At 68.0% G+C, this 23,610-nt stretch carries 23 protein-coding genes; 14 read left to right on the top strand and 9 right to left on the bottom strand.

From position 1 onward, the window contains the following. The first annotated feature begins 45 nt into the window (after positions 1 to 45). The 4 genes from E0L93_RS10110 to E0L93_RS10095 are packed head-to-tail and all read left to right on the top strand — an operon-like array spanning position 46 to position 5,582. The gene (locus tag E0L93_RS10110) at positions 46 to 840 is read left to right on the top strand and encodes a putative hydro-lyase (RefSeq protein ID WP_132691522.1); all 795 of its coding nucleotides are present in this window, start codon (positions 46 to 48) and stop codon (positions 838 to 840) included. Between the two features lie 24 nt (positions 841 to 864). After that, entirely contained in the window at positions 865 to 2,085 is a 1,221-nt protein-coding gene (locus E0L93_RS10105) for an Nramp family divalent metal transporter (protein ID WP_132691520.1), read from the top strand. Between the two features lie 4 nt (positions 2,086 to 2,089). Then, on the top strand, positions 2,090 to 4,057 hold the full coding sequence (locus E0L93_RS10100) for a hydantoinase/oxoprolinase family protein (protein WP_132691580.1): 1,968 nt from the start codon (positions 2,090 to 2,092) through the stop codon (positions 4,055 to 4,057). Further along, complete coding sequence (locus E0L93_RS10095; RefSeq protein WP_132691518.1) at positions 4,050 to 5,582, top strand: hydantoinase B/oxoprolinase family protein; 1,533 nt, start codon at positions 4,050 to 4,052, stop codon at positions 5,580 to 5,582. The genes E0L93_RS10100 and E0L93_RS10095 overlap by 8 nt, the downstream gene beginning before the upstream one ends. Positions 5,583 to 5,585: 3 nt before the next feature. Here E0L93_RS10095 and E0L93_RS10090 read toward each other — a convergent pair whose 3' ends face one another. Further along, complete coding sequence (locus E0L93_RS10090; RefSeq protein ID WP_132691516.1) at positions 5,586 to 6,389, bottom strand: pyridoxamine 5'-phosphate oxidase family protein; 804 nt, start codon at positions 6,387 to 6,389, stop codon at positions 5,586 to 5,588. A gap of 158 nt (positions 6,390 to 6,547) precedes the next feature. On the opposite strand from E0L93_RS10090, the gene E0L93_RS10085 reads away from it, so the two are divergent. The 4 genes from E0L93_RS10085 to E0L93_RS10070 are packed head-to-tail and all read left to right on the top strand — an operon-like array spanning position 6,548 to position 9,877. Further along, the gene (locus E0L93_RS10085) at positions 6,548 to 8,254 is read left to right on the top strand and encodes a carbon starvation CstA family protein (RefSeq protein ID WP_132691514.1); all 1,707 of its coding nucleotides are present in this window, start codon (positions 6,548 to 6,550) and stop codon (positions 8,252 to 8,254) included. Next, positions 8,254 to 8,664: a hypothetical protein gene (locus E0L93_RS10080; RefSeq protein ID WP_207890421.1), complete on the top strand. Its 411-nt coding sequence runs from the start codon at positions 8,254 to 8,256 to the stop codon at positions 8,662 to 8,664. Before E0L93_RS10085 ends, E0L93_RS10080 begins: the two co-directional genes overlap by 1 nt. Before the next feature lie 5 nt (positions 8,665 to 8,669). Further along, positions 8,670 to 8,933 (top strand): cory-CC-star protein, encoded by a 264-nt coding sequence (locus E0L93_RS10075; protein WP_132691510.1) that lies wholly within the window; start codon positions 8,670 to 8,672, stop codon positions 8,931 to 8,933. Then, positions 8,930 to 9,877: an ArsA family ATPase gene (locus E0L93_RS10070; protein WP_132691508.1), complete on the top strand. Its 948-nt coding sequence runs from the start codon at positions 8,930 to 8,932 to the stop codon at positions 9,875 to 9,877. Before E0L93_RS10075 ends, E0L93_RS10070 begins: the two co-directional genes overlap by 4 nt. 6 nt (positions 9,878 to 9,883) lie before the next feature. Here the strand turns inward: E0L93_RS10070 and E0L93_RS10065 are convergent, their stop codons facing one another. Together E0L93_RS10065 and E0L93_RS10060 are read right to left on the bottom strand one after the other, a co-directional pair. Beyond that, on the bottom strand, positions 9,884 to 10,834 hold the full coding sequence (locus E0L93_RS10065) for a CobW family GTP-binding protein (protein ID WP_132691506.1): 951 nt from the start codon (positions 10,832 to 10,834) through the stop codon (positions 9,884 to 9,886). Between the two features lie 19 nt (positions 10,835 to 10,853). Then, entirely contained in the window at positions 10,854 to 11,381 is a 528-nt protein-coding gene (locus E0L93_RS10060; protein ID WP_207890420.1) for an FKBP-type peptidyl-prolyl cis-trans isomerase, read from the bottom strand. Positions 11,382 to 11,526: 145 nt separating this feature from the next. Here E0L93_RS10060 and rpsN point away from each other — a divergent pair, with 145 nt between their 5' ends. Next, on the top strand, positions 11,527 to 11,832 hold the full coding sequence (gene rpsN, locus E0L93_RS10055) for a 30S ribosomal protein S14 (RefSeq protein WP_132691502.1): 306 nt from the start codon (positions 11,527 to 11,529) through the stop codon (positions 11,830 to 11,832). On the opposite strand, the gene E0L93_RS10050 is transcribed toward rpsN, so the two are convergent. The 4 genes from E0L93_RS10050 to E0L93_RS10035 all read right to left on the bottom strand — a co-directional run bounded on the left by E0L93_RS10050 (position 11,833) and on the right by E0L93_RS10035 (position 15,434). Then, entirely contained in the window at positions 11,833 to 12,705 is an 873-nt protein-coding gene (locus E0L93_RS10050) for a sulfurtransferase (RefSeq protein ID WP_207890419.1), read from the bottom strand. A gap of 10 nt (positions 12,706 to 12,715) precedes the next feature. Next, positions 12,716 to 14,245, bottom strand: a complete 1,530-nt coding sequence (locus tag E0L93_RS10045; protein WP_132691498.1) for a tRNA nucleotidyltransferase/poly(A) polymerase-related protein — start codon at positions 14,243 to 14,245, stop codon at positions 12,716 to 12,718. Between the two features lie 46 nt (positions 14,246 to 14,291). After that, entirely contained in the window at positions 14,292 to 15,011 is a 720-nt protein-coding gene (locus E0L93_RS10040) for a ZIP family metal transporter (RefSeq protein WP_132691496.1), read from the bottom strand. An 81-nt stretch (positions 15,012 to 15,092) separates the two neighbouring features. Beyond that, entirely contained in the window at positions 15,093 to 15,434 is a 342-nt protein-coding gene (locus tag E0L93_RS10035) for an STAS domain-containing protein (protein WP_165874288.1), read from the bottom strand. Between the two features lie 136 nt (positions 15,435 to 15,570). On the opposite strand from E0L93_RS10035, the gene E0L93_RS10030 reads away from it, so the two are divergent. Beyond that, positions 15,571 to 16,149, top strand: a complete 579-nt coding sequence (locus tag E0L93_RS10030; RefSeq protein ID WP_132691492.1) for a LabA-like NYN domain-containing protein — start codon at positions 15,571 to 15,573, stop codon at positions 16,147 to 16,149. A gap of 246 nt (positions 16,150 to 16,395) precedes the next feature. Here the strand turns inward: E0L93_RS10030 and cofH are convergent, their stop codons facing one another. Next, entirely contained in the window at positions 16,396 to 18,774 is a 2,379-nt protein-coding gene (gene cofH, locus E0L93_RS10025) for a 5-amino-6-(D-ribitylamino)uracil--L-tyrosine 4-hydroxyphenyl transferase CofH (RefSeq protein ID WP_132691490.1), read from the bottom strand. 186 nt (positions 18,775 to 18,960) lie between these two features. On the opposite strand from cofH, the gene E0L93_RS10020 reads away from it, so the two are divergent. The 3 genes from E0L93_RS10020 to E0L93_RS10010 all read left to right on the top strand — a co-directional run bounded on the left by E0L93_RS10020 (position 18,961) and on the right by E0L93_RS10010 (position 20,810). Then, complete coding sequence (locus E0L93_RS10020) at positions 18,961 to 19,836, top strand: sulfurtransferase (RefSeq protein ID WP_132691488.1); 876 nt, start codon at positions 18,961 to 18,963, stop codon at positions 19,834 to 19,836. A gap of 84 nt (positions 19,837 to 19,920) precedes the next feature. Continuing rightward, the gene (locus E0L93_RS10015) at positions 19,921 to 20,409 is read left to right on the top strand and encodes a beta-class carbonic anhydrase (protein ID WP_132691486.1); all 489 of its coding nucleotides are present in this window, start codon (positions 19,921 to 19,923) and stop codon (positions 20,407 to 20,409) included. Continuing rightward, complete coding sequence (locus E0L93_RS10010; RefSeq protein WP_132691485.1) at positions 20,406 to 20,810, top strand: iron-sulfur cluster assembly scaffold protein; 405 nt, start codon at positions 20,406 to 20,408, stop codon at positions 20,808 to 20,810. Before E0L93_RS10015 ends, E0L93_RS10010 begins: the two co-directional genes overlap by 4 nt. Positions 20,811 to 20,819: 9 nt before the next feature. Here E0L93_RS10010 and E0L93_RS10005 read toward each other — a convergent pair whose 3' ends face one another. Next, positions 20,820 to 21,926, bottom strand: coding sequence for a Glu/Leu/Phe/Val dehydrogenase dimerization domain-containing protein (locus E0L93_RS10005; protein WP_132691483.1), 1,107 nt, complete (start codon positions 21,924 to 21,926; stop codon positions 20,820 to 20,822). 106 nt (positions 21,927 to 22,032) lie between these two features. Between E0L93_RS10005 and E0L93_RS10000 the strand changes: the two genes are divergently transcribed. Continuing rightward, the gene (locus tag E0L93_RS10000) at positions 22,033 to 23,607 is read left to right on the top strand and encodes an acyl-CoA carboxylase subunit beta (RefSeq protein ID WP_243638191.1); all 1,575 of its coding nucleotides are present in this window, start codon (positions 22,033 to 22,035) and stop codon (positions 23,605 to 23,607) included. Positions 23,608 to 23,610: the final 3 nt, after the last annotated feature.

Genomic DNA, 23,610 nt, shown 5'->3' with positions numbered 1-23,610 from the left:
CAGGTCCACCCCGCCCGCGCAAGCGCTGTGCTAGGATTCTGGGGGATGAGCGTCTCGGAGATGAGGGAGCTGCCGCCCGCAGAGCTGCGGGCGGCCATCCGGGCCGGGGAGTACACCGGGCCGACCGGCGGGCTCGCCCGGCGGCGCGTGCAGGCGAACCTGGTGATCCTGCCGGAAGAATATGCCTTCGACTTCCTGAAGTTCTGCGTGCGCAACCCGAAGCCCTGCCCCGTTCTGGAGGTGACCGACGCCGGCTCGCCCGAACCCGCCGCCCTGGCTCCGGGCGCGGATCTGCGGACGGACGTGCCGAGGTATCGGGTGTACGAGGATGGCAGGCTCGCGGGCGAGCCGGTGGAGATAACGGCTTACTGGCGGCGTGATCTGGTCGCCTTCCTGCTCGGGTGCAGCTTCACCTTCGAGACGGCGCTGCTGGCGGCGGGGCTGAGGCTCGCGCACGTGGAGCAGGGGCGCAACGTCCCGATGTACGTCACGAACCGGGAGTGTGTCCCCTCAGGACCCTTCTCCGGCCCGATGGTCGTGAGCATGCGGCCCTACCGGGCGGATGAGATCCCGCGCGTCGTCTCCATCACGGGCCGCTACCCGGCGATGCACGGCGCGCCGGTGCACGTCGGGGACCCGGCGGGGCTGGGGATAGGGGATCTCTCCCGCCCGGACTTCGGGGAGCCGGTCGAGCTGGAGGAGGGCCAGATCCCCGTCTTCTGGGCCTGCGGGGTGACCCCGCAGGTCGCGATCCGGAACGCCGGGGTGCCGCTCGTGATCACGCACAGCCCCGGCCACATGTTCATCACCGACCGCCTCAACCCGGAGTACGAGATCTGATTTCAGGGTGAGAGGAGCGGAGCACTGGCGGAGCGACTGAGACGGCTGGGACCGGGGCTGCTGGTGGCTGCGGCGTTTATCGGGCCGGGGACGGTGACCACGGCGAGCGTGGCGGGGGCGAGCACCGGCTACGCTCTTCTCTGGGCGCTGGTCTTCTCCATCTTCGCCGTGATAGTGCTGCAGGAGATGAGCGCCCGGCTCGGCATAGTGAGCCGGGAGGGGCTCGGGGAGGCGCTCAGAACCACCTTCCGGAATCCCCTCATCAAGTGGGGAGCCGTGCTGCTGGTGATCGCGGCCATAACCTTCGGGAACGCCGCTTTCGAGGTGGGGAACATAACCGGGGCTTCTTTAGGGCTCCAGGCCTTGCTCGGCGGCTCGACGCAGGCGTGGGCGCTGGTGGTCGGGGCCGGGGCGTTCGCCTTGCTGGCCTCCGGCCGGTACAAGTTAGTGGAACGCGGGCTGGTAGCGCTGGTCGCCGTGATGAGCTTCGTCTTCGTGGCGACGGCCGTTATCGTGCGTCCGAGCCTTACGGATATCCTGGCGGGCATCTTCGCGCCGAGCCTCCCGGCCGGGGCGCTGCTCACGGCGGTGGCCCTGATCGGCACCACCGTGGTCCCCTACAACCTGTTCCTGCACGCCAGCAGCGTGCAGGAGAAGTGGCCCGAGTCCGTCCCGACGGACCGGGCGCTCGCCGAGAGCCGGTTCGACGCGACGTTCTCCATCGTGCTGGGCGGCCTCATAACGCTCGCCATCGTGGCGACCGCGGCCGGAGCGTTCTTCGAGCGCGGCATCGAGATAGACAGCGCGGCCACGATGGCCGAGCAGCTCGAACCCCTGCTGGGTCCGGCCGCCCGGTACTTCTTCGCCGCGGGCCTGCTGGCGGCGGGGCTCACCAGCGCGATCACCGCTCCGCTGGCCGCAGCCTACGCCACCTCCGGCGCACTAGGGTGGGAGAGAAACCTCTCCAGCCGCAGGTTCCAGGCGGTGTGGGCGGCGATCATAGTCGTCGGGACCATCTTCGCGGTCTTGGGCACGCAGCCGGTGCAGGCCATCGTCTTCGCCCAGGCCGCCAACGGCGTCCTGCTCCCGATAATCGCGGCGTTCCTCCTGTTCGCGGTGAACCGGAGCGACCTGCTCGGCGAGTTCAAGAACGGGGTCGTGACGAACGTGCTGGGCGGGCTGGTCGTCCTGGTCGCCACCGGGCTTGGGGTGCGACTGATCCTGACTGCTTTCGGGGTGATCTGAGGTGATGCGCCTCGGCGTAGACGTGGGCGGCACGTTCACCGACCTGGTGGCGCTCGGCGCGGGAGAGATCGTCACCGCGAAGGTCCCTTCAACCCCGCGCGACCAGTCCGTGGGCGTGATGAACGCCATCGAGAGTTCGGGGGTGGAGGCCGCGGCGGTTGCGGCTCTGGCGCACGGGATGACGGTGGCCACAAACGCCCTGCTGGAGCGCCGCGGAGCCCGCACGGCGCTTATCACCACGGAGGGCTTCCGGGATGTGCTGGAGATCGCGCGCCAGAACCGCCCCTCTCTGTACGATCTTACCCGGGACCGGCCCCCTCCCCTCGTCCCGCGCGAGCTGCGCTTCACCGTTAGAGAGAGGATGGGGCCTGCGGGCGAGCTCGTCCCGCTGGATGAGGAGGATCTGGACCGGGTCATCTCCGAGCTCGGGGAGGCGGGGGTAGAGGCGGTGGCGGTCTGTCTGCTCTTCGCTTTTACCCACCCGGAGCACGAGCGGCGCGTGGGGGAGGCGCTGCGGGGTGCGCTGCCGGAGGTGCACGTCTCTTTGAGCAGCGAGGTGCTGCCGGAGTTCCGGGAGTACGAGCGGTTCTCCACCACGGCCGCCGACGCCTACCTGGCTCCCCGGCTCGCCGCCTACCTGAAGAACCTGGGCGGTAAGGTGAAAGAAGCCGGGATGCCCGCCCCGCTCATCATGCAGTCCTCGGGCGGGGTGTCGCGCATAGAGGACGCGGCCGCGAGCTCCGCGGCGTTCGTCCTCTCCGGACCGGCGGGAGGGGTTGTGGGAGCGGCCTACGCTGCAAGGGCGAGCGGCTACGCCGACGTTCTCACCTTCGACATGGGCGGCACGAGCACGGACGTGGCGGCCGTCCTCGGGGGCGAGGCGCAGACGACCACGGAGTCGGTAGTGGCGGGCGTCCCGATCAAGCTCCCCATGGTGGACATCCACACCGTGAGCGCCGGAGGCGGCTCCATCGCCTGGGCGGACGCCGGGGGCGCTCTGCGCGTCGGACCGCACTCCGCCGGGGCGGAGCCCGGTCCCGCCGCCTACGGCAGGGGCGGCGGGGAGCCCACGGTCACCGACGCCAACCTCTTCCTCGGATACCTCGCCGACGGGGCCGAGCTCGGCGGCGAGGTGGTGCTGCGGCGCGAGCTGGCGGAGGAGGCGCTGGGCGGTCTGGGCGAGAAGCTCGGGCTCGAGGCCGGGGAGGTGGCGCGCGGTGTGGTGCGGGTGGCGAACGCGGAGATGGTGCGCGCTTTGCGCGTGATCAGCGTCGAGCGCGGCCTCGATCCCCGCGAGTTCGCCCTGCTGGCCTTCGGCGGAGCGGGCGGGATGCACGCCTGCTCTTTAGCCGAGGAGCTGGGGATAAAGACCGTGCTGATTCCCAGAGCCGGCGGGGTGCTCAGCGCTTTAGGGCTCGCCATCTCCGACCTGCGGCGCGACTACGTGAGCCCGCTGCTGGCGGATCTGGAGAGCGTGAAGACCGGCGAGCTGGAAGAGAGGTTCCGGGCGCTGGAGGAGGCCGCCGCCGGGGACCTCGAGTCCCCGGAGTTCACCCGCCGGGCGGATCTGCGCTACCGGGGGCAGTCCTTCGAGCTTACGGTGGAGGCGGACGAGCTGAAGAGGCTGGAGGAGCGCTTCCACGCCGCGCACGAGCGGCGCTACGGCTACCGGATGGAGGATGAGACCGTGGAGCTGGTCAATCTACGCCTCATCGCCACCGTGCCGGTAGACAAACCGGAGCTCAAAGAGCCGTCCCCGGAAGGGAAAGCCGAACCCGCCCGCCGGGAGGCAGACTTCGGCGGGGAGTGGCTGGAGGTGCCGGTGCTGAGGCGGGAGGAGATGGGCAAGGGCTCTGAGGTGTCGGGTCCCGCAATAGTGGAGTTCAGGGAGTCCACCTGCGTCGTGCGTCCCGGCTGGGGCGGCGCCATAGACGGGGCGGGGACGCTGGTTCTGGAGCGGGAAGATGGCTAGCGGGCTGGACCCGGTGACCCTCTCGGTGCTCTCCAGCGCGCTCTCGGGGATAGCCGAGGAGATGGGGGCGGTCTTGATCCGGGGCGCCTACTCCTCGAATATCAAAGAGAGGCGGGACTGCTCGACGGCGCTCTTCGACGCCGAAGGCCGGATGGTGGCGCAGGCCGAGCACATCCCGGTGCATCTCGGGGCGATGCCGGAGGCGGTTGCGGCGGTGATGCGGCGCGGGCCGGAACCGGGGGATGTGTTCGCCATCAACGACCCCTATTCCGGCGGGACGCACCTGCCGGATATAACCCTCGTTTCGCCCGTGAGTTGCGGGGGAGAGATCCTGGGCTATGCCGTCACCCGCGCCCACCACTCGGACGTGGGCGGGATGCGCCCCGGCTCCATGCCCTCCGATTCGCGCGAGATCTACCAGGAAGGCATCATCATCCCGCCGGTGCGCCTCGTGCGCGGCGGGGAGTACGTGCGGGACGTGCTGGATCTCCTGCTCGCCAACGTGCGCACGCCCGCCATCCGGCGCGGCGATCTCAGGGCCCAGATCGCGGCCAACAACCTGGCCGAAACGCGCCTCTCCGAGCTCGTCGAGCGCCGGGGCAGAGACATGGTGCTCGCCGCGTTCGAGGAGGTGATCTCCTACACCGGGCGCCGCACCCGTGAGGCCATCCGGGGGCTGCCCGACGGCGAGTACGAGGCCGAAGACTGCATGGAGGGCGACGGCACGACCGACGAGGACATCCCCATCCGGGCGAAGGTGACCATAAGCGGCGACTCCATGACCATAGACTTCGCCGGGACGGCCGGCGCCGTGGCGGGCAACGTGAACTGCCCGCTCCCGGTCACCCGCTCGGCCTGCTACTTCGCCCTCAGAGTCCTCTTGCCCGGTGACGTCCCGGCCAACGCCGGCACCTACGCTCCGCTGGAGATAAGGGCCCCGGAGGGCAGCCTGGTGAACGCCGGGCCGCCCTCGGCGGTGGTGGCCGGCAACGTGGAGACCTCCAACCGCATCGCCGATGTGGTGTTGCTCGCCCTCTCCGGCGCGGCGGACCTTCCGGCCCAGGGGCAGGGGACGATGAACAACGTGATCATCGGCGGCCGGGGTTGGACCTACTACGAGACCATCGGCGGCGGGCAGGGGGCCTCTTCGCGGGGCCCCGGCCCTTCGGGCGTGCACGTGGGGATGAGCAACACCCTCAACACGCCCGTGGAGGCGCTGGAGCTGGAGTACCCGATGCGCGTCGAGCGCTACGAGCTCATCTACGGCTCCGGAGGGGCGGGGAGGCACCGCGGCGGGGACGGCGTCGAGCGCACCGTGCGGGTGCTGGAACCTGCCAGCCTCTCGCTTCTGACCGACCGCCGCCGCCACGCGCCGCGCGGTGCGGAGGGCGGCAAACCCGGCCGGCCCGGGGAGAACCTGCTCAACGGAGAGAAGCTTCCGGCCAAGGCCGACCGGGAGCTGGAGCCGGGCGACACCGTGACCGTCCGCACGCCGGGCGGCGGGGGCTGGGGTTCGCCTGAATAGCCTCTACGGCTTCCCGTCTATACCGGCCTCGCAGCGCTTCCTGAGTTGCCGCTCCGCACGCCACCGGGCGATGAGACCGGGGAGCTTGCCGAGGCTGCGCGATCCGGCCCGCTCCTCGACCCTGAGCCGGCCGTTAGTGAGCCTGCCCGTGACGAGGAACGAGGTTCGCAGCTCCATGTCCGGCACGGAGAAGTCGTGGTAGAAGAGCGCCGCCGGGGCGTCGGCCAGCCCCAAGCCCTCGTTGCCGGCGAGCGAGCGGAGGGGGATGCGGTCCGAGTCCCAGTCGTCCACCCGCACCGAATCCGCCAGCAGCCCGGAGCCGGCGCGCCAGGCGATCACGCCGTGCTCCGGAGCCCGGCGGCGGCCGACGGGGAGCGGGGCGTCCAGTTCCCTCAAGCGCAGGATCAGGCGCGGCACGTACCACCAGTTCTCCCGCCGCAGGAGGATGCTGTCCAGATACCGGCGCGAGGGCGGGAACTTGCGCAGCTCCTGGTCCAGGAGGTGGTCCTGGAACGTGTCGCCCTCCGGGTCAGGCTCTAGCTCGGCGCGGGCCTGAACGGCGAGCGGCGTCCATCCGGCGTATGCCAGCCGGGAGTCGGAGAAGACCAGGCACACCCGCGGGGATGATGAGATCTCGCGCGCCAGATCGGCGTCCGCGTAGGTGAGGGTTACGACGGGCTCTCCCCGCATCAGCATCGGCGTTACGCTCCTGAGGCGGGGGGTGCCGGAGCGGTCCAGGTAGGCCAGCTCGGCCGTGGCCGCGAGATCGGTGGAGGCGATCACGTCGCCGTACGTCGGGCTCTCCACACTTATCCTCCGGGCTCGTTGCTGCCGGTGCAGTACTTGTTGCCTCTTATGTCGTCGTTGCTTGCAATATGGCTACCCGGAGTTCATACTACCGCACAGGGACAGGGTTTGAACGCTCTCGGGGGAGAGGTGCGTTCGTTTGAAGATAGGAGGCAGCCTTGCCGGCAATCGTAGTTGCTCTAGCAGTCTTCGTTGCTTTCTTTCTCGGGTACCGTTACTACTCCAAGTATCTCGCCGAGCGGGTCTATGCGCTGGATAAGGACTTCGTAACCCCGGCTCGCGAGTTCGAGGACGGAGTAGACTACGTACCGACCAACAAACACATACTATTCGGGCACCACTTCACCTCGGTCGCCGGGGCGGCTCCCATAGTCGGTCCGGCGATCGCCGTTTTCTGGGGGTGGCTGCCGGCGCTGTTGTGGGTGACGCTCGGCACCATCTTCGCCTCCGGGGCGCACGACTTCGGCTCCATAGTCGTCTCGGCCCGCCACCGGGCGCAGAACATGGGCACGCTGACGCAGTCGATTATCAACCCGCGCTCCCGCACGCTCTTTCTGGTGATAATCTTCTTCCTGCTCACGCTGGTGAACGCGGTGTTCTCCATCGTGATCGGGACCCTCTTTATAAACAACCCGGGCGCGGTGATACCGTCGGCGGCCGTGATCCCGATAGCCATAGTCCTCGGCCAGGTCTTCTACCGGCTGCGGATGGGTATCGTGGTGCCGACCACCATCGCTCTGGTCCTGCTCTACGCGATGATCCCGGTCGGCCAGGCGTTCCCGGTCACGGTAGACCCGATAGCCAACGCTCTGGGGACCGACCCGCTGGTGGTCTGGGTGCTGCTCATCTTCACCTACATCTGGTTTGCAGCCCGCCTTCCGGTCTGGGTGCTCCTGCAGCCGCGGGACTACATCAACTCCTACCAGCTCTTCGTCGCGCTGGGCGTGATCTTCCTCGGTGTCGCCGTCGGGTTCAACACGATCGAGGCCCCGGCGATCCGCACGGACCTGCCCGAGGGCTCGCCGTTCTGGTTCCCGTTCCTGTTCATAACCATCGCGTGCGGAGCCATCTCGGGCTTCCACAGCCTGGTCTCCTCCGGCACCACCTCCAAGCAGCTCGCCAACGAGACCGACGCCCGCTACATAGGCTACATGGGCTCGCTGGGCGAGGGCTCGCTGGCGCTCGCCTCGATCCTGGCCTGCACCGCCGGGCTCGGGGCCGCCGCCGTCTGGCAGGAGAACTACGCCGACTTCGCGACCGCCTCGGCCGGCGGCGTGGGCTACTTCGTCGAGGGGGTCTCGACGTTCGTCGGCAACCTGGGCATCCCGGCCGGGATAGGGGCGATCTTTATCTCGGTCGTGATCATCACGTTCGCGGGGACGAGCCTGGACACCTCGGTGCGGCTGCAGCGCTATGTGATCCAGGAGATCGGCCAGATAATCCGGGTCCGGCTTTTGGCCCGCAACCTGACGCTGGCGGCGACGCTGGCGGTTCTCATCTCCATCGGGCTTACGCTCTTCCCCGGCGGGGAGGTCGGAGAGTTCGCCTTCGGCCGGCTCTGGCGGCTCTTCGGCACGACCAACCAGCTCACGGCCGGGCTGGCGCTCACCGTGATCGCTCTCTGGGTGTTCATGCGGGGCCGCAACCCGCTGGCGCCCATCGTCCCGCTGGTGTTCCTGCTGACGATGACGACCTGGGCGCTCTTCATCCAGCTGGGCGAGTTCTGGCAGGATGACCGCCTGCTCTTCGTCATCGACGCTATAATCTTCGTGCTGGCGCTCTGGCTGATAGTCGAGGCGATCGCCGCCTTCAATCGTGTCCGGCGCCAGCGGCGCGGGGAGCAGGCTCCGGCAGAGGAGAGGTGATGGAGCACCGGGTACTCCTGGTGCGCGAGTGGGACCAGCAGATGTCCGGCTCCGGATGTTGCGGCCGGCTCGGGGGCGTGAACCACGAGCTGGGCGAGGAGTCCACCTACGCGCACAACCGCTCGGAGATGGAGAGGATGGGGGAGGTCTACCGGGCACTCAAGGCCGAGCTCTTCGACGAGGACGTGGAGTTTGCGGTCGTGGACCCGCGCAACGCCATATGGCTCGTCCCGAACATCTTGCGGGATGCCGTACGCCGGGGGCTTCCCGCGCGGGAGATCTTGCGGAGCGTGAGAGACGGGGTCTCGCAGGGCGCGATCATCGTGGACGGCAGGGTGCTCTTCTCCGGCCGCATCCCGAAGCCCGAGGAAGCCGTCGCCGCGGTCAGGTCCGAGCTGGGGGTGGCGTAAGAGCGGTGCGGCGCTGGGTCGAGCTCTACCGGAAGCTGGAGGAGTTCAACGACGAGTTCATGGTCTCCCGCTGGCGCTCGGGGCTGCAGCGGGAGGCCACCCAGCAGCAGGACGCGCTCATGGCGATGCTCTTCCTGGAGGCCCTGGGCGTCCCGAACCCCACGAGCTACTACTCGCTCGAGCTCTACCCGGAGTTCGCTGAGGAGTTTCACCGGTGGCACCGGCGGATGGGGATGAACCGGTTCCCTGAGTCGGGGTTCTGCTGTTGAGGCACCACGGTCCCCGCCGCCTGGCCTTCTTCGGCGGCAAGGGCGGGGTGGGGAAGACCACTCTCGCCACGGCCTTCGCCGCGCTGCTCGCCGGGCGCGGGGAGAGGACGCTGCTCGTCTCCACCGATCCGGCGCACTCCACGAGCGACCTGCTCGGCGTCCGGCTCGCCTCCGAGCCGGTGGAGGTGGAGGAGAACCTGTGGGGTGCGGAGATAGACGCGGCGGCCGAGTCGGCGGCGTATATCGAGCGGATCAAGGAAGACTCCCGCAAGTCCGTCAGCCCCGAGGTGCGCCCCACCGTCGAGAAGCACCTGGACCTGACCAAGGCCAGCCCCGGGACCGAGGAGTCCGCCCTCTTCGACCGCTTCGTGGATCTCATCGCCCTCTGCCCGGAGGAGTTCGACCGCATCGTCTTCGACACCGCCCCGACCGGGCACACGCTGCGGCTCCTGACCCTCCCCGCCCTGCTCACCGCCTGGGTCGAGGGGATGGTGCGCCAGCGCGAGAAGGTGGCCGGGATGGAGAGGATGCTGAGGAACCTCGCCGGGGACGAGTCCTCGGATGAAGACCCCATCCTGAACCGCCTGCGCGAGCGCCGGGACAAGTTCCACCACGCCCGCCACCGGCTGCTGGAGGACACGACCCTCTACCTGGTCTTGATCCCGGAGCGCCTCCCCATAGAGGAGACGGCGCGGACGCTGGAGGCGCTGACCGGGGAGGGTATAGAGGTCGGCGCGCTGCTGGTGAACCGGGTGCTCCCCGAAGTGGCCGAGGGCGAGTTCATGCGCTCCCGGCTGGAGCAGCAGGCCGAGTACCTGGAGGAGATAGAGCGGCGGTTCGGGAAGCGGCCGATCGTGCGGGTCGAGCAGGACGCCCGGGATATAACGGGGCGGGACCAGCTCGCCGCCATATCCCGCCAGCTCGAAGCAGCGGAACTCGAGTAGCCGGTCTTAGAGATCCGGCCCGGTTCGCGCCGCCACCCGCTCGAACGCGGCCCGGTACTCGGCTTCGTCCAGGTTCCGGCCGATTATGACCAGCTCGGCTCCACCGTCGTGCTCGCCCTCGTACTCGTCGAAGGTATAGAGCTCCCGCACGGTCTGGAGCACGAAGGGGCCGTCCATCTCCCGGAACTCGATGATCCCCTTCGCCCGCAGCACCTTCCCGGGGCGGGCGATGATCATGCGCCGGTGGAAGCTCATCCAGCGCTCCAGCGGGAGGGGGTCCGGGGTGCGCAGCGTGAAAGTGGTCAGCCCGGCCCCGTGCTCCACCCGGTGCCCGCGCGGCCTCCAGCCGGGGTCCAGGGCCTTTAGCCCGGTCACCTCCTCCGGACCGACGGCCGCGTAGCTGGCGGTGACTACCCGCACGAGGGGGTTGAGGTTGCGGATGATCTTCTCCGCCGCTCTTAGGGTCTCCTCCTCGACCTGGTCTGCCTTGTTCAGGACGACCACGCTGGCGTAGGCGAGCTGCGCCTTGCCCTCCGGGGCTTCGAACATCGTGCGCTCCAGGTTGCGGGCGTCGGCGCCCGCCACGATGGAGTCCAGATCCACCAGCCCCCGCAGCTCGGTGGTCAGGAGCTGCTGCGCCGCGGGTACGGGATCGGCGAGGCCGCTGAGCTCGATCAGGATGTACTCCGGCGGGTTCTCCCGGCAGATCAGACCGTAGAGCGCGACCGAGAGGTCCTCCCGCCCGACACAACACAAACATCCGCCGCCGATCTCGGCCACCCCTCCGTCCTGAAGCTCCTCGATCAGGGCGGAGTCCACGCTCGTCTCGCCGAACTCGTTCACCACCACCCCGTACCGCCGCTCTCCGGAGGAGATGAGGCGGTTTACCAGCGTCGTCTTGCCGGCTCCGAGGAAGCCCCCGATCAGGGTCACCGGTGTCTTCTGCCTGAATTTCATTGGGGAACCCTCCGCGATCTCAGTGGTGCACGCCACCTTCTCCGTGGGCGTGGCCATGCTCTACCTCTTCCGGCGTCGCCTCCCGCACCTCATGGATGATGCCGGTATACTCCAACACTTTCCCCGCGAGAGCGGGGTTGGCGTCTACCCGCACGCGATCTCCTTCCACCGCCACTATCCGCGCCGGGCGGACCTCCCCACCCTCGCCCTCGAAGTAGAACTCCTCTCCCGCTTCCAGCACAGCCCCCGGCGGGAAGTCTTCCCGGCTCGCGATCAGGACCAGCCCCGGGTCGCGCTCTCCCGCACCGAGCTCCGGCGGCACCCGGGCCTCGAACGGTCCCACCCCGCGCCCCTCCAGAACACTCTCAAGCCCCGGAGGCAGCCCGCTCGCGCGGCCGTGCAGAACCGCCACGGGCTCTCCCTCCGGGGTCTCATCCACCACCTCTCCGTCCACCCGCAGGACGTACTCCAGCCTCACCACCGCGTCTCGCCGGACCTTCAATCGCACCACTCCTTCCAGCTCAGAATACGGGGTCGTGACCGCCATGCCACTCTCCGGACCGCTCCTTCAACCGCTTAGCGAATTTGATAATTTGATAGTATGTTATCCATAATTGCACGATAATCCACCTGGTTAGGGTCTACAAAATCATTTTATTGATAGCAGTAAATCGAAAAGGAGGTATCGGCGGGTGGCGAGAAGGGCTAAGGTAGCGAAGAACGAGCGGCGCAAGCGGGTTGTGGCGCGGTATGCTGAGCGCCGGCGGGAGCTTAAACGGATGCTCGACGATCCGGGCCTGTCGTTCGGGGAGCGCCGGGAGGCGATGTTCGCTCTGCAGCGGCTGCCGCGGGACTCATCGCCCACCCGGGTGCGCAACCGGGATCGGATAGACGGGAGGAGCCGGGGGTACTTCAGGAAGTTCGGTCTCTCGCGCATCAACTTCCGGGAGAAGGCGCACCGGGGTGAGATCCCGGGCGTCAGCAAGGCGAGCTGGTAGCTACTCCTCTGCCGGCAGGTCTTCGCGCGGGCCCCACTCGTTCCAGGAGCCGTCGTAGTTGGCCAGGTTCCGGTAGCCGAGCCTGTAGAGGGTGAAGAGGTCTACCGTGGCCGCGACCCCGCCGTTGCAGTAGGCGATGAGGGGGTGGTCTCTGTCCCCGGGTACTCCCGCCGCGCGCACCAGCCGCTCCAGCTCTTCTACGGGGCGGAAGGTGCCGTTCTCCGGGTCGCGCAGGGCGGCCGAGTGCAGGTTCTTAGCGCCGGGTATGTGACCGCCGCGCCTGCCGCGCCGCAGCTCGCCGGTGTACTGCTCCCGGTCGCGGGCGTCCAGGATGAGGGCGCTCCCGCTCTCGCTCGCCGCCAGCACCTCCCCGGCCGTCTTGCGCCACCCGGGGCGGGGGTGCGGGGTGAAGGCCGCGGGATGGACGTCCGGCGGGGCGGCGGTGACCGGGCGGCCTTCGGAGACCCACTTGTTCCAGCCGCCGTCGAGGACGGCGACGCGGTCGTGGCCGTAGTACATGAGCGCCCACCAGAGGCGGGTGGCGAACTGGTCGCCCTTGTGGTCGTAGGCGACGACCAGGGTGCCGTCCCCGATGCCGAGGCTGCTCATCAGTTCCGCGAAGCGCTCCGGCGGCGCGACCTGGACCGGCACCGGGTCCTCCGGGTCTACGATGTCCCGGGTCCAGTCCACGTAGACTGCACCGGGGATGTGGGCCTTCTCGTACTCCTCGCGGGCTCCGGTGTACTCGGCGCGCTGGGTGCCGCGCTCCGGGTCGTTCTGAAGCTTCACGTAGCCGCGCATGTCCACGGGGCGGATTTCGGGGTCGTTCAGATGTTTGGCGAGCCATTCCGTGGACACGAGCGGGTCTTCCATCAGCCTCTCCCTACTCCTCGCCGAGGAGCCTCCGCTCGCGGACGAACTCTTCGGCCAGCTCCCAGGCGCGCTCCTTGTCGTCCTGGCCGAGCCGGCCCTCGACGACTTCGGCTTCCAGGTAGTTCTTGACCTCCTTGATCCACCGTCCCGGCCCGCGTCCGAAGTGCCGCATAAGCTCGTGGCCGTCTAGGGGGCTTGTCAGCTTCTCGATCTCGTCCTGCGCCCGGATCTCATCCACCCGCTCCCGCAGGCTGCGCCAGGACGCCTCGGCCATCCTGCGTCGCCGCGGGTTCCCTCCCGTGATGTCCGCCCGGGCCAGCTCGAGCAGCATATCTACGTTCGCCAGCTCCCGGTCGCCGCGCGAGAGGTGCGTGTCCCGGATGAAGCGCCGCACGGCCGAGTCCGACCACGGGTCGCGGCCTACCGCGTAGCTCATCGGGCGCATGTGGTGGGCGACGAGGTGGGCCACCGCATCTATCTCGTCCTTCGGGTAGGCCAGCCGCTTCATCGCCCGGCGCGCTATGCCGGCCCCGACGTTCTCGTGGCCGTAGAAGTGTATCTTCTTTGGCACCGTGCGGCCGCCGCACTCCGGGCACTCGCCCTCTCCGGCCGTCTTCAGCAGCGACTTCGCCCCGCAGAAGGTGCATCGGTGCTCGTAGACGAGCGTCCGGGGCTTGCCGATGTCATGGAAGAGCGCCGCCTTGCGCAGGATCGGGTCCTGGGGGGTGCCTTCGATCACGAGCAGGGTGTGCTCGAAGACGTCCTTGTGGTGGAACTCCGTCTCCTGCGAGACGTCCAGCGTCTCCAGAAACTCCGGCAGGATGTATCCCATCAGGCCCAGACGCACCAGCGAGCGCAGGCCCCGGGCCGCGTTCTCGGAGAGCAGTATCTGCTCGAACTCGTCCCGGATGCGCTCGGCCGAGATGCTCTTGAGCCACCCGGCATTCTCGCGGATGGCCTCCTCCAGGTCTCTGGCTATGGCGAAGGGGCGCTCCCGCGTGCTGAGGGTGATCTCGAACCGCACCGCCCGCAGCATTCTCAAGGGGTCGTCGCGCATGCGCTCCAGAGGCTCCCCTACGGCGCGTACCACGCCGAGCTCCAGGTCCTTGCGGCCGCCGAAAGGGTCGGAGATCTCGCCCGTCTCCGCGTCGGCGGCCAGGGCGTTGATCGTGAAGTCCCGCCGCGCCAGGTCCTCTTCCAGGCTCTCTCCGAAGGAGACCTCCGGGTGGCGGCTGCCGGCCGTATAGAGGTCGCTGCGGTAGGTGGTGACCTCTACGGAGTACCCGTTGACCTTCGCTCCGATGGTCCCGAACTTCTCGCCCACCGTCCAGAGGTAGTCTGCGAGCGGGCGCAGGATGCGCTTCGTCTCCTCCGGCCGGGCCCCGGTGGCGGCGTCTATATCCTTCTTCTTGCCGCTCCCCCTCAGGTAATCCCGGACGTAGCCGCCGACCAGGTAGAGCTCGTGACCCTCCCGCCGGAAGGCCTCGCCCAGCCTCCGCAGGGGTTCGGGGATCCGGACTGTTCTGGTGTCGGATATCACGGGGTTAGATTGTAACGTGTGGGGTGGAGGATGCCAGAGAGGCTCCCTAGCCGAGGGTGATATCCAGGAACATCATCACGACGAACCCGATCATGACCCCGAAGGTGGCGATGCGCTCGAACCCCCGGCGGTGGGTTTCGGGGATGATCTCGTCCGAGATCACGAACAGCATCGCGCCCGCCGCGAACGCCATGCCCCAGGGCAGAAGCGGCGCGCTGATGTTCACGAACGCCACGCCCAGAAGCCCGCCGACCGGCTCCACCAGTCCCGTCAGGGCCGCCACACCGAGAGCCGCCGGCAGGCCGTACTTCAGGCCCACGAGCGCGGCTGCCACGGCCAGGCCCTCGGGCAGGTTCTGCAGCCCGATGCCTGCGGCGAGCGTGAGCCCGTTGAGTATGCCCTCCGGATCTCCGCTGCCGAAGCCCACCCCCACGGCCAGCCCCTCGGGGAAGTTGTGCAGCGTTATCGCGAAGATGAAGAGCCAGATCCGCTGCAGGCTTACGCCGGCTCCCTCCCGGCCTTTCAGGAAGTGGCGGTGGGGGAGGTAGCGGTTTGAGGCGTCTAGAAACAGCGCGCCGAGCAGGATGCCGGCCGCCATGACCAGAGCCGCGTAGACCCCGCCGCCGGCCGCCTCGATGCCGGGCAGGATCAGGGAGAAGGAGGTGGCCGCGAGCATCACCCCGGCGGCGAAGCCTAGAAAGCCGTCCAGCACCTTCGCGGAGACCTCCCGGAAGAAGATCACCGGCAGGGCTCCGGCCGCTGTCATAAGCCCTGCGGCGAGGCTCGCCAGGAAGCCCACGGCCAGCGTGTTCTGGGCAGCCAGATACTCTGCGAGCTCGTTCAGAGGCTACCTCTCGCCTTTCGCGGCTTCCTCCCGGGAGGGGTAGATGTCGAAGTAGTCGGCGGCCCCTGTGACCTCCAGTATTCTCCTGGCGGCTTTAGAGGGGGCGGCGAGCCGCAGCGAGAGGCCGGACCCCAGCTGACTCCGGGCCCGGATCAGGACCGACAGAGCCGTGGAGTCCATGAACTCGATCCCGCTCATATCCAGGATGACCACCGGGCTGGCCTCGAAGGCCTCCTCGATGCAGGCCTGCATCTCGGGCGCCGTCTGCAGATCCACCTCTCCCTGCGGGACCACGGCCGCGTGCCCGGCCTCTCTCTCAACGTAGCACCTGAATACCCTGTCCAAGCCTGTTCTCCCAATCTCTCATCGCAAACATTCTACTCCTCCTGCGGGTCAGCCTCAGATAGGGGCTGCAGGGGCCAGATTCTACCCCATCGCGGCCCGTGCTCCGGCAGCGGGCTTATCTGCTAACATCTGTGCCATGAGATCCTCTGGAAGATCACAGCGGGTAGCCGTCTTCGTGGACGGCTCCAACCTCTACCACGCCATCAAGAGCTACTACCGGGGCGGCATGCTGGACTACGGGAGGCTGCTGGAGGCGGCGGTGGAGGACCGGGAACTGCTGCGCGCTACCTTCTATATCGTCGAGAAGCAGGAGTCGGACGACTCCCCCGGCGCCCGCTCGTTCGTCTACAACCTCAACCGCTTCGGCTACAAGGTGCGCTCCAAGCCCCTGATCGTGCACGAGACTTTAAGCCCCGACGGGGAGAAGAGCGTCTCGCACAAGGGCGACTGGGACATGGGGATCGTGATGGACATGGTGCGTCTCGCCGCGCACGCCGACGTCTACGTGCTGGTCTCCGGCGACGGAGACTATGTCGAAGCGATCGAATACCTCCAGAGCGAGTGCGGCATCCGGGTCGAGGTGATAAGCGCCGCCCAGTGCACCTCGCAGGCTCTGCTAGACATCTGCGACCGGCACACAGATCTTGGGGAGATACCGGGCCTGTTCAAGGAGCCGCGCTCGGCGCTGAAGGCCGGCCGTCCGGCGGCCGAGTAACCCCGCCGCCGGCGGGGGCAACGATTCGGGTTGTCTCAGAGGAGGTGGGACCGCCAGAGTCTTACGAACTGTACCGGGGCGAGGACTGCTACCGGAGGGTTTCCCATGCCGGGGACGCCCTCGTCTCCGCTCACCAGGTAAGAGGCTCGGGCTGCAAAGGAGCGCACAGCTCGAAGTCGAAGGGGCCATCCCCAAAAGCGTGGTCCGGGATCCCTCTCCTCGACACCGGTCCGGATCATAAGGAATCTAGCCTGCGGCGTACGTTCGCTGCGGCTCACCGTAGAGCGTGTTGCGGCGGCGCGGGATGCGCCCGATCTCGCGGATTGCCCGCTCCAGCTCCTCCGGCAGCATCTCCTGCCCGTGGCTGGCCCCGGCCGCGCGCGAGATGCTCTCGTTCATGAGCGTGCCGCCCAGGTCGTTGCAGCCGGCGTTCAGGCAGATCTTGGCGCCCTCGATCCCTACCTTCACCCACGAGACCTGCACGTTGTCTATGTAGCCGTGCAGCGCGATCCTGCCGACCGCGTGCATCTTGACCGTCTCCTCGAAGGTAGGCCCGCATCGCGAGCGGCCCTGCAGGAAGATCGGGGCTCCCATGTGCACGAACGGCAGCGGGATGAACTCCGTGAACCCGCCGGTGTCACGCTGGATGTCGCGCAGCACGAGCAGGTGCCGGGCCCAGTTCACCGGACCGTCCACGTGCCCGAACATGATTGTGGTGGTGGCCCGCAGCCCGATCTCGTGCGCCGTCCGCATAACCTCAGCCCACTGCGCCGTGTTCACCTTATCCGGGCAGATGATGGCCCGCACCTCGTCGTCCAGCACCTCGGCCGCCGTACCCGGCAGCGTGTCCAGACCGGCCTCCTTGAGCCGGATGAGGAACTCCCGCACGGAGATCCCGAGCGTCTGCGCCCCCTGCCACACCTCCAGCGGGGTGAAGGCGTGGACGTGCATCCGGGGTACCGCCTCCTTGACCGCCCGCACATAGTCCAGGTAGCTCTCGCCGGTGAACCGGCCGTGGATGCCGCCGACCATGCACACCTCCGTGGCGCCCCGCTCCCACGCCTCCCGGGCCCGCCGGGCGACCTCGGCCGTGTCGAGCAGGTACGGCTCCCCGCGCAGGTTCAGCGACTTCGGACCTTTGCTGAACGCGCAGAAGCCGCACCGGAAGTAGCACTGGTTGGTGTAGTTGATGTTCCGGTTGACGACGTAGGTGACCTCCTCGCCGTTGACCTCCCGCCGCAGCTCGTCGGCAACCCGGCAGAGCTCGGCCAGCTCGCTGCCCCGCGCCGTGAACAGCAGCGCTATCTCTTCCTCTGCGAGATCCCGCTCCCCGGCGGCGGCGAGCGCCCGCACGAACTCCGGCCGCTGCAGCGACCGCCTCCGGCCCTGCACGGCGTCTACCGCCTGCCGCGGCGGCCCCTCAGCCGCGCCCGGCGCCCACTTCTCGACCCGGGCGAACCCCTCGGCGTCTATACCCGCCAGCACGCGCGGAACTAGCCGCCCATCCACCCAGCCGTTTGCCGCCAGCGCGTAGCGGGGGTAGACCGCGAGCCGCTCCAGCAGCAGGTAGCCCTTCTCCTCCGTGGCCCGCTCCAGCTCGTCCAGATGCGGCCAGGGACGCTCCGGGTTGACGTGGTCTATCGTGACCGGAGAGACGCCGCCCCAGTCGTTTATCCCCGCGTCCAGATAGCGGGTGTAGGCGGGCGGGCCGTTCGCGGCGGAGCCGGCCAGGTTCGGCGGGGCCTGCACCGTGACCTCCGGCGGCAGCACGAGGCGCGCCAGCGCGATCGCCGCCAACATCTCCCGCTCCGAAGGCTCCGGTGCCCCCTCCATGCGCGTGCCCGGCTTGGCCCTAAAGTTCTGCACGATGCACTCCTGGATGTGCCCGTGCCGCTCGTGCAGCTCCCGGATGGCGAGCAGCGTCTCCCCCCGCTCCTCCGGAGTCTCCCCGATCCCGATCAGCATCCCGGTCGTGAAGGGTACGCGCAGCCGGCCCGCCGCCTCTATCGTCTCCAACCGCCGCGCAGGCACCTTGTCCGGCGAGGCCCAGTGCGCCATACCCCTCCCGAGCAGCCGTTCCGAGACCTGCTCCAGCATGATTCCCTGCGAGACGGCCGCCCGGCGCAGCTCCGCTATCTCGTCCCCGCTCATCACGCCCGGGTTGGCATGCGGCAGCAGCCCCGTCTCCTCCAGCACGAGCCCGCACACGTGCGCCAGATACTCGATTGTGGTCTCAAACCCCAGCTCGCGCAGCTCCCGGCGCGCCTCCCCGTACCGCTTCTCCGGCTTGTCTCCCAGCGTGAACAGCGCCTCCTTGCAGCCGGCCTCCACCCCGGCCCGGGCTATCTTTAGCACCTCCTCCGGGGTCAGGTAGGCCCGCTCCCCCGGGCGCGGGGACCGGGCGAAGGTGCAGTAGCCGCAGTTGTCCCGGCAGAGCTTGGTGAGCGGGATGAAGACCTTGCGCGAATAGGTGACCCGCGGCCCGAAGCTGCGGTCCCGCACCCCGGCCGCCGCTCGCACCGCCGGCGCAGGCTCCTCCCACACGAACCGCGCCAGCTCGCGAACCTCCTCCGGACCCAGCCTCCCGGCGACGGCCCGCTCGATCAGGGCCTCGTACCTAGACATCTCCCGGAACCTCCGCTCTAGTGCCGCTTCCGTGTCCCCGGTGCCCCAGTATACAGGCGCATCCCCGGCTCATTCGAAAAAAATCCTGCCGCCACGACCATATCCGACAAAATTGGTCGGATATGGTTTAGAATGTTTCGCGCAGAGCAGTATAAGCCGCCTTTCGGTAAGGAGGGTCAAGAGAGAATGTCGAACGTGGAGCGGCAGATTCAGGAGAAGGGGTATGCGCACCCGGAGGCTTTGGTGACCACCGAGTGGGTGGCCGAGCATCTGGACGACACGGAGAACGTACGCATCATCGAGAGCGACGAGGACGTACTGCTCTACGAGACCGGCCACATCCCCAATGCGGTCAAGATAGACTGGGTGGAGGATCTTAACGACCCTCTCATCCGGGACTATCTCACGCCCGAGCGCTTCGCCGAGCTGATGAGCCGCCACGGCATCCGGCCGGAGACCACGGTGGTCTTCTACGGCGACCGGAACAACTGGTGGGCCACCTATGCTCTTTGGGTCTTCAAGCTCTTCGGGCACGAGGACGTCCGGGTAATGGACGGCGGGAGGCAGAAGTGGGAGGCCGAGGGGCGCCCGATGACTAAAGAGGTGCCCACCTTCCCGCGCACCGAGTATCCGGTTCGCGAGCGCAACGACGAGGCCATCCGGGCTTTCAGGGACGATGTGATGGAGCACATGAGGTCCGGCAGGCCGCTGATCGACGTGAGGAGCCCCGCCGAGTACTCCGGGGAGCTTTTGCACATGCCGGAGTATCCGCAGGAGGGTGCTTTGAGGGGCGGGCACATTCCCGGGGCGGCCAATGTGCCGTGGGCTAAGGCGGTGCGTGAGGACGGGACCTTCAAGAGCGCCGAGGAGCTGCGGGAGATCTACGAGGGTGAGGCGGGTTTGAAGAGAGGCGATGAGGTGGTCGCCTACTGCCGGATAGGGGAGCGTTCCTCTCACACGTGGTTCGTGCTCAAGTACCTGCTCGGCTACGAGAACGTGCGCAACTACGACGGCAGCTGGACCGAGTGGGGCAACGTGGTGCGCGCCCCGATCGAGCGGTAGCCACGGAAGGAGAGGGGGCTCGGAGCGCCGGGATTCGCTCCGCCGGATCCCGGCGCCGTTCTTTCCGGTGAAGGAGGGGAGAAGGTGAGCGTTACGGACGAGCTGCTGAGGAACAACGAGCGTTATGCGGAGTCGTTCGACGGGGGCGGTCTGCCGGCGCCGCCGAGTCTGGGCGTCGCCGTGGTCGCCTGCATGGACGCCCGGATCGACGTGCACGGGATTCTCGGGTTACGGGAGGGTGAGGCGCACGTGATCCGCAACGCGGGTGGCGTGGTGACCGAGGATGTGATCCGCTCGCTCATGATCTCCCAACGCCTGCTGGGAACGCGGGAGATCATACTCATCCACCACACCGACTGCGGGATGCTCACCTTCACCGACGATGAGGTGAAAGAGCGGATCCAGGAGGAGGTGGGGGTAAAGCCGGCGTTCGCTCTCGAGGCCTTCCGGGATCTAGAGGAGGACGTGCGGCAGTCCGCTGCCCGCATACAGGCCAGCCCGTTCATCCCGCACAAGAACGTGCGCGGCTTCGTCTACGAGGTGGAGACCGGGCGCCTGCGGGAGGTGCGATGACCCGCCGGCAGAGGGTGGAGCTGCTTCTGGACCACTACGGCGATCCGCGCCGCTACGGGGTCCTGTCCGGGGCCGACGCTGCGGCCTCGGTCGGAAATCCGGAGTGCGGGGGGTGGGTTACGGTCTACCTCAAGACCGACGGTTTCCGGGTGGAGGACCTCTCGTTCGAGGGGGAGGGCGACACCATAACCATCGCCGGGGCCAGCCTTCTGATGGAGCTCGTGCTGGAGAGGGGGTTAACCCTCGACGAGGTGCTGGAGCTCTCCTCCGGGGAGCTGGTCGCCATCATGGGGCGGGACATCGTCGGCCGGCGCACCAAGAACGCCGCCCTCGCGCTCGGGGCGCTCAAGACCGCCGTGCGGGAGTACAGGCGCGCCCGTCTCTCCGGAGCGGCGATGTGAGGCGGATCTCTAAAGGGCCTCGCGGCGGCGGTAGAGCTGGCCGTAGGGGTGTCCGGTGTGCAGGCGCTCCATCGAGCTTATGGCCTCTATACGCTCCAGGGCCATGGTATCGGCGGCGAGGTGCGTCGGGACGCTGTCGCGCTTGGAGATGCGGATGATGCTCTTGACGGAGTCGTAGATTCGCAGCACGCGCTTGCGCGCGCGCTCAGCGCTGTAGCCCTCCAGCTCGTCGGCGACGTTGATCAGACCCCCGGCGTTGATCACGTAATCCGGGGCGTAGAGGATACCGCGCTCGGCCAGCGCCTCGCCGTGGCGGGGCTCCAGCAGAACGTTGTTCGCGCTGCCGGCCACGATCCGGCAGCGCAGCTTCGGGACGGTCTCGTCGTTGATGACCGCCCCGAGGGCGCAAGGGGCGAAGATGTCGCAGCTTATGGAGAAGATCTCCTCCGGGTCCACCGGCTTCGCGCCGAAGTCCCGCACGGCGCGCTCTACGGCTTCCCGGTTCACGTCGGTGACGATCAGGCTTGCCCCCTCCTCGTGCAGCATCCGGCACAGCGGGTAGCCCACGTTGCCCACGCCCTGCACGGCGACCGTCCTGCCCTCCAGCGAGGTCTCGCCGAAGACCTCCTCCACGCACGCCTTCATCCCCTGCAGCACGCCGAGTGCCGTGAAGGGCGAGGGGTCTCCCGAGCCGCCCGAGGCCCGGTCCACACCCACCACGTGGGAGGTCTCAATCTGGATGTAGGCCATGTCTTCGAGAGAAGTGCCCACGTCCTCGGCGGTGATGTAGCGGCCGCCCAGGGTCTCGATGTAGCGGCCGAAGGAGCGCAGCAGCGCCTCGGACTTGTCCGTACGCGAGTCTCCGATGATCACGGACTTCCCGCCGCCAAGATTAAGGCCGCTCGCGGCGGCCTTGTAGGTCATCCCTCTTGCCAGCCGTAGGGCGTCTACGACGGCTTCCTCTTCCGAGCGGTAGGGCCACATCCGGCAGCCGCCTAGAGCCGGGCCCAGCGTGGTGTCGTGGATCGCTATGATGGCCCGCAGGCTGGTAGACTTGTCGTGGCAGAAGACCAGCTGTTCGTAGCGGTATTCGGCCAGCTTCTCGAATATCTCCATCGGTCTCCTCCGTCCCTTGCCGGTCGGTGCTCTCTTCAAGGGGGTTGCACATCGATTCTACCGGCCGCGGGACCCGGCGGCAAACGGCATGTTAAAATGCTTGACCGTGCAAAAGGAGAGGCTCGGAGAAGACACGACGGCCGGGAAGATCGAGGGGCTTAAACGCCTGCGCGAGGCTGCCGCGCACCCCGCCTCGGAGCGGGCCGTGCGGCGCCAGCGGGAGAAGGGCAAGATGCTCGCCCGCGAGCGCATCGAGCGGCTGCTGGACGAGGGAACCTTCGTGGAGCTGGACCGCTACCGGGTCCACCGCTCCTACAACTTCGGGATGGAGAAGAACCGTCCCCTGGGCGACGGGGTGGTCACCGGCTACGGCGAGATCCTGGGCCGCAAGGTCTTCGTCTTCAGCCAGGACTTCACCGTCTTCGGCGGTTCTCTGGGCGAGGTGTTCGCGCAGAAGATCTGCAAGGTCATGGATCTCGCCGTACAGAACGGATGCCCGGTCATCGGGATCAACGACTCCGGCGGGGCCCGCATCCAGGAGGGCGTGGTCTCGCTCGCCGGTTACGCGGAGATCTTCCACCGCAACGTGCAGGCCTCCGGGGTGGTGCCGCAGATAAGCATAATCATGGGACCGTGCGCCGGCGGCGCCGTCTACTCCCCGGCCATAACCGACTTCATCTTCATGGTCGAGGAGACCAGCCACATGTTCATCACCGGCCCGGACGTGATCAAGACCGTAACGGGAGAGGAGGTCTCCTTCGAGGATCTGGGCGGCGCGCTCACGCACGGCAGCCGCTCCGGCGTGGCCCACTTCACCGCTCCGGACGAGGAGAGCTGCCTGGAGGATGTGCGGTACCTGATCTCCTTCCTGCCGCAGAACAACCTCGACGGCGCGCCGCACTTCCCGCCGGAGGACTCGCCGGAGCGGCGGGAGGAGGAGCTGGCCTCCATCATCCCGGACTCGCCGCAGCACCCCTACGACATCAAGCGCGTCATCGAGCTGGTGGTGGACGACGGGGAGTTCTTTGAGGTGGCCGAGCTGTGGGCGCAGAACATCGTCTGCGGCTTCGCGCGGCTGGACGGGCACGCCGTGGGTGTGGTGGGCAACCAGCCGATGGTGCTCGCCGGGACGCTGGACATAGACGCGAGCATCAAGGCCGCGCGCTTCGTGCGCTTCTGCGACGCGTTCAATATCCCCCTCGTGACCTTCGTGGACGTGCCGGGATTTCTGCCGGGCACCGGCCAGGAGTGGGGCGGCATTATCAAGCACGGGGCCAAACTGCTCTACGCCTACTCCGAGGCGACGGTCCCTAAGATGACGGTCATAACCCGTAAAGCCTACGGCGGAGCCTACGACGTCATGTGCTCCAAGCACATCGGGGCGGACGTGAACGTCTCGTGGCCGACGGGCGAGATCGCGGTGATGGGCGCCGAGGCCGCGGTGAACGTCATCTTCCGGCGGCAGATCGCCGAGGCCGACGACCCCGAGGCCGAGCGCGCGCGGCTCATCGAGTACTACAGGGAGCAGTTCAACAACCCGATGGTCGCCGCCGAGATGGGCTACCTCGACGACATCATAGACCCGCGCGAGACCCGGCCGTACCTGATAAACGCGCTGCGGACGGTGCGCACCAAGCGCCCCGAGCGCCCGCGGCGCAAGCACGGCAACATCCCGCTCTGATGA

Origin of the sequence: Rubrobacter taiwanensis (assembly GCF_004337705.1) — a bacterium.
Classification (GTDB): Bacteria; Actinomycetota; Rubrobacteria; order Rubrobacterales; family Rubrobacteraceae; genus Rubrobacter_C; species Rubrobacter_C taiwanensis.
The sequence above is the reverse complement of the archived record's forward strand: the minus strand, read 5'-3'. Positions and strand labels throughout refer to the sequence as shown.

Coding starts and splice junctions, on each gene's coding strand:
- E0L93_RS10110 (WP_132691522.1), top strand. CDS start 46: ATGAGCGTCTCGGAGATGAGGGAGCTGCCGCCCGCAGAGCTGCGGGCG.
- E0L93_RS10100 (WP_132691580.1), top strand. CDS start 2,090: ATGCGCCTCGGCGTAGACGTGGGCGGCACGTTCACCGACCTGGTGGCG.
- E0L93_RS10095 (WP_132691518.1), top strand. CDS start 4,050: ATGGCTAGCGGGCTGGACCCGGTGACCCTCTCGGTGCTCTCCAGCGCG.
- E0L93_RS10080 (WP_207890421.1), top strand. CDS start 8,254: ATGGAGCACCGGGTACTCCTGGTGCGCGAGTGGGACCAGCAGATGTCC.
- E0L93_RS10065 (WP_132691506.1), bottom strand. CDS start 10,834: ATGAAATTCAGGCAGAAGACACCGGTGACCCTGATCGGGGGCTTCCTC.
- E0L93_RS10060 (WP_207890420.1), bottom strand. CDS start 11,381: ATGGCGGTCACGACCCCGTATTCTGAGCTGGAAGGAGTGGTGCGATTG.
- E0L93_RS10050 (WP_207890419.1), bottom strand. CDS start 12,705: ATGGAAGACCCGCTCGTGTCCACGGAATGGCTCGCCAAACATCTGAAC.
- E0L93_RS10040 (WP_132691496.1), bottom strand. CDS start 15,011: ATGACAGCGGCCGGAGCCCTGCCGGTGATCTTCTTCCGGGAGGTCTCC.
- E0L93_RS10030 (WP_132691492.1), top strand. CDS start 15,571: ATGAGATCCTCTGGAAGATCACAGCGGGTAGCCGTCTTCGTGGACGGC.
- cofH (WP_132691490.1), bottom strand. CDS start 18,774: ATGTCTAGGTACGAGGCCCTGATCGAGCGGGCCGTCGCCGGGAGGCTG.
- E0L93_RS10020 (WP_132691488.1), top strand. CDS start 18,961: ATGTCGAACGTGGAGCGGCAGATTCAGGAGAAGGGGTATGCGCACCCG.
- E0L93_RS10010 (WP_132691485.1), top strand. CDS start 20,406: ATGACCCGCCGGCAGAGGGTGGAGCTGCTTCTGGACCACTACGGCGAT.
- E0L93_RS10005 (WP_132691483.1), bottom strand. CDS start 21,926: ATGGAGATATTCGAGAAGCTGGCCGAATACCGCTACGAACAGCTGGTC.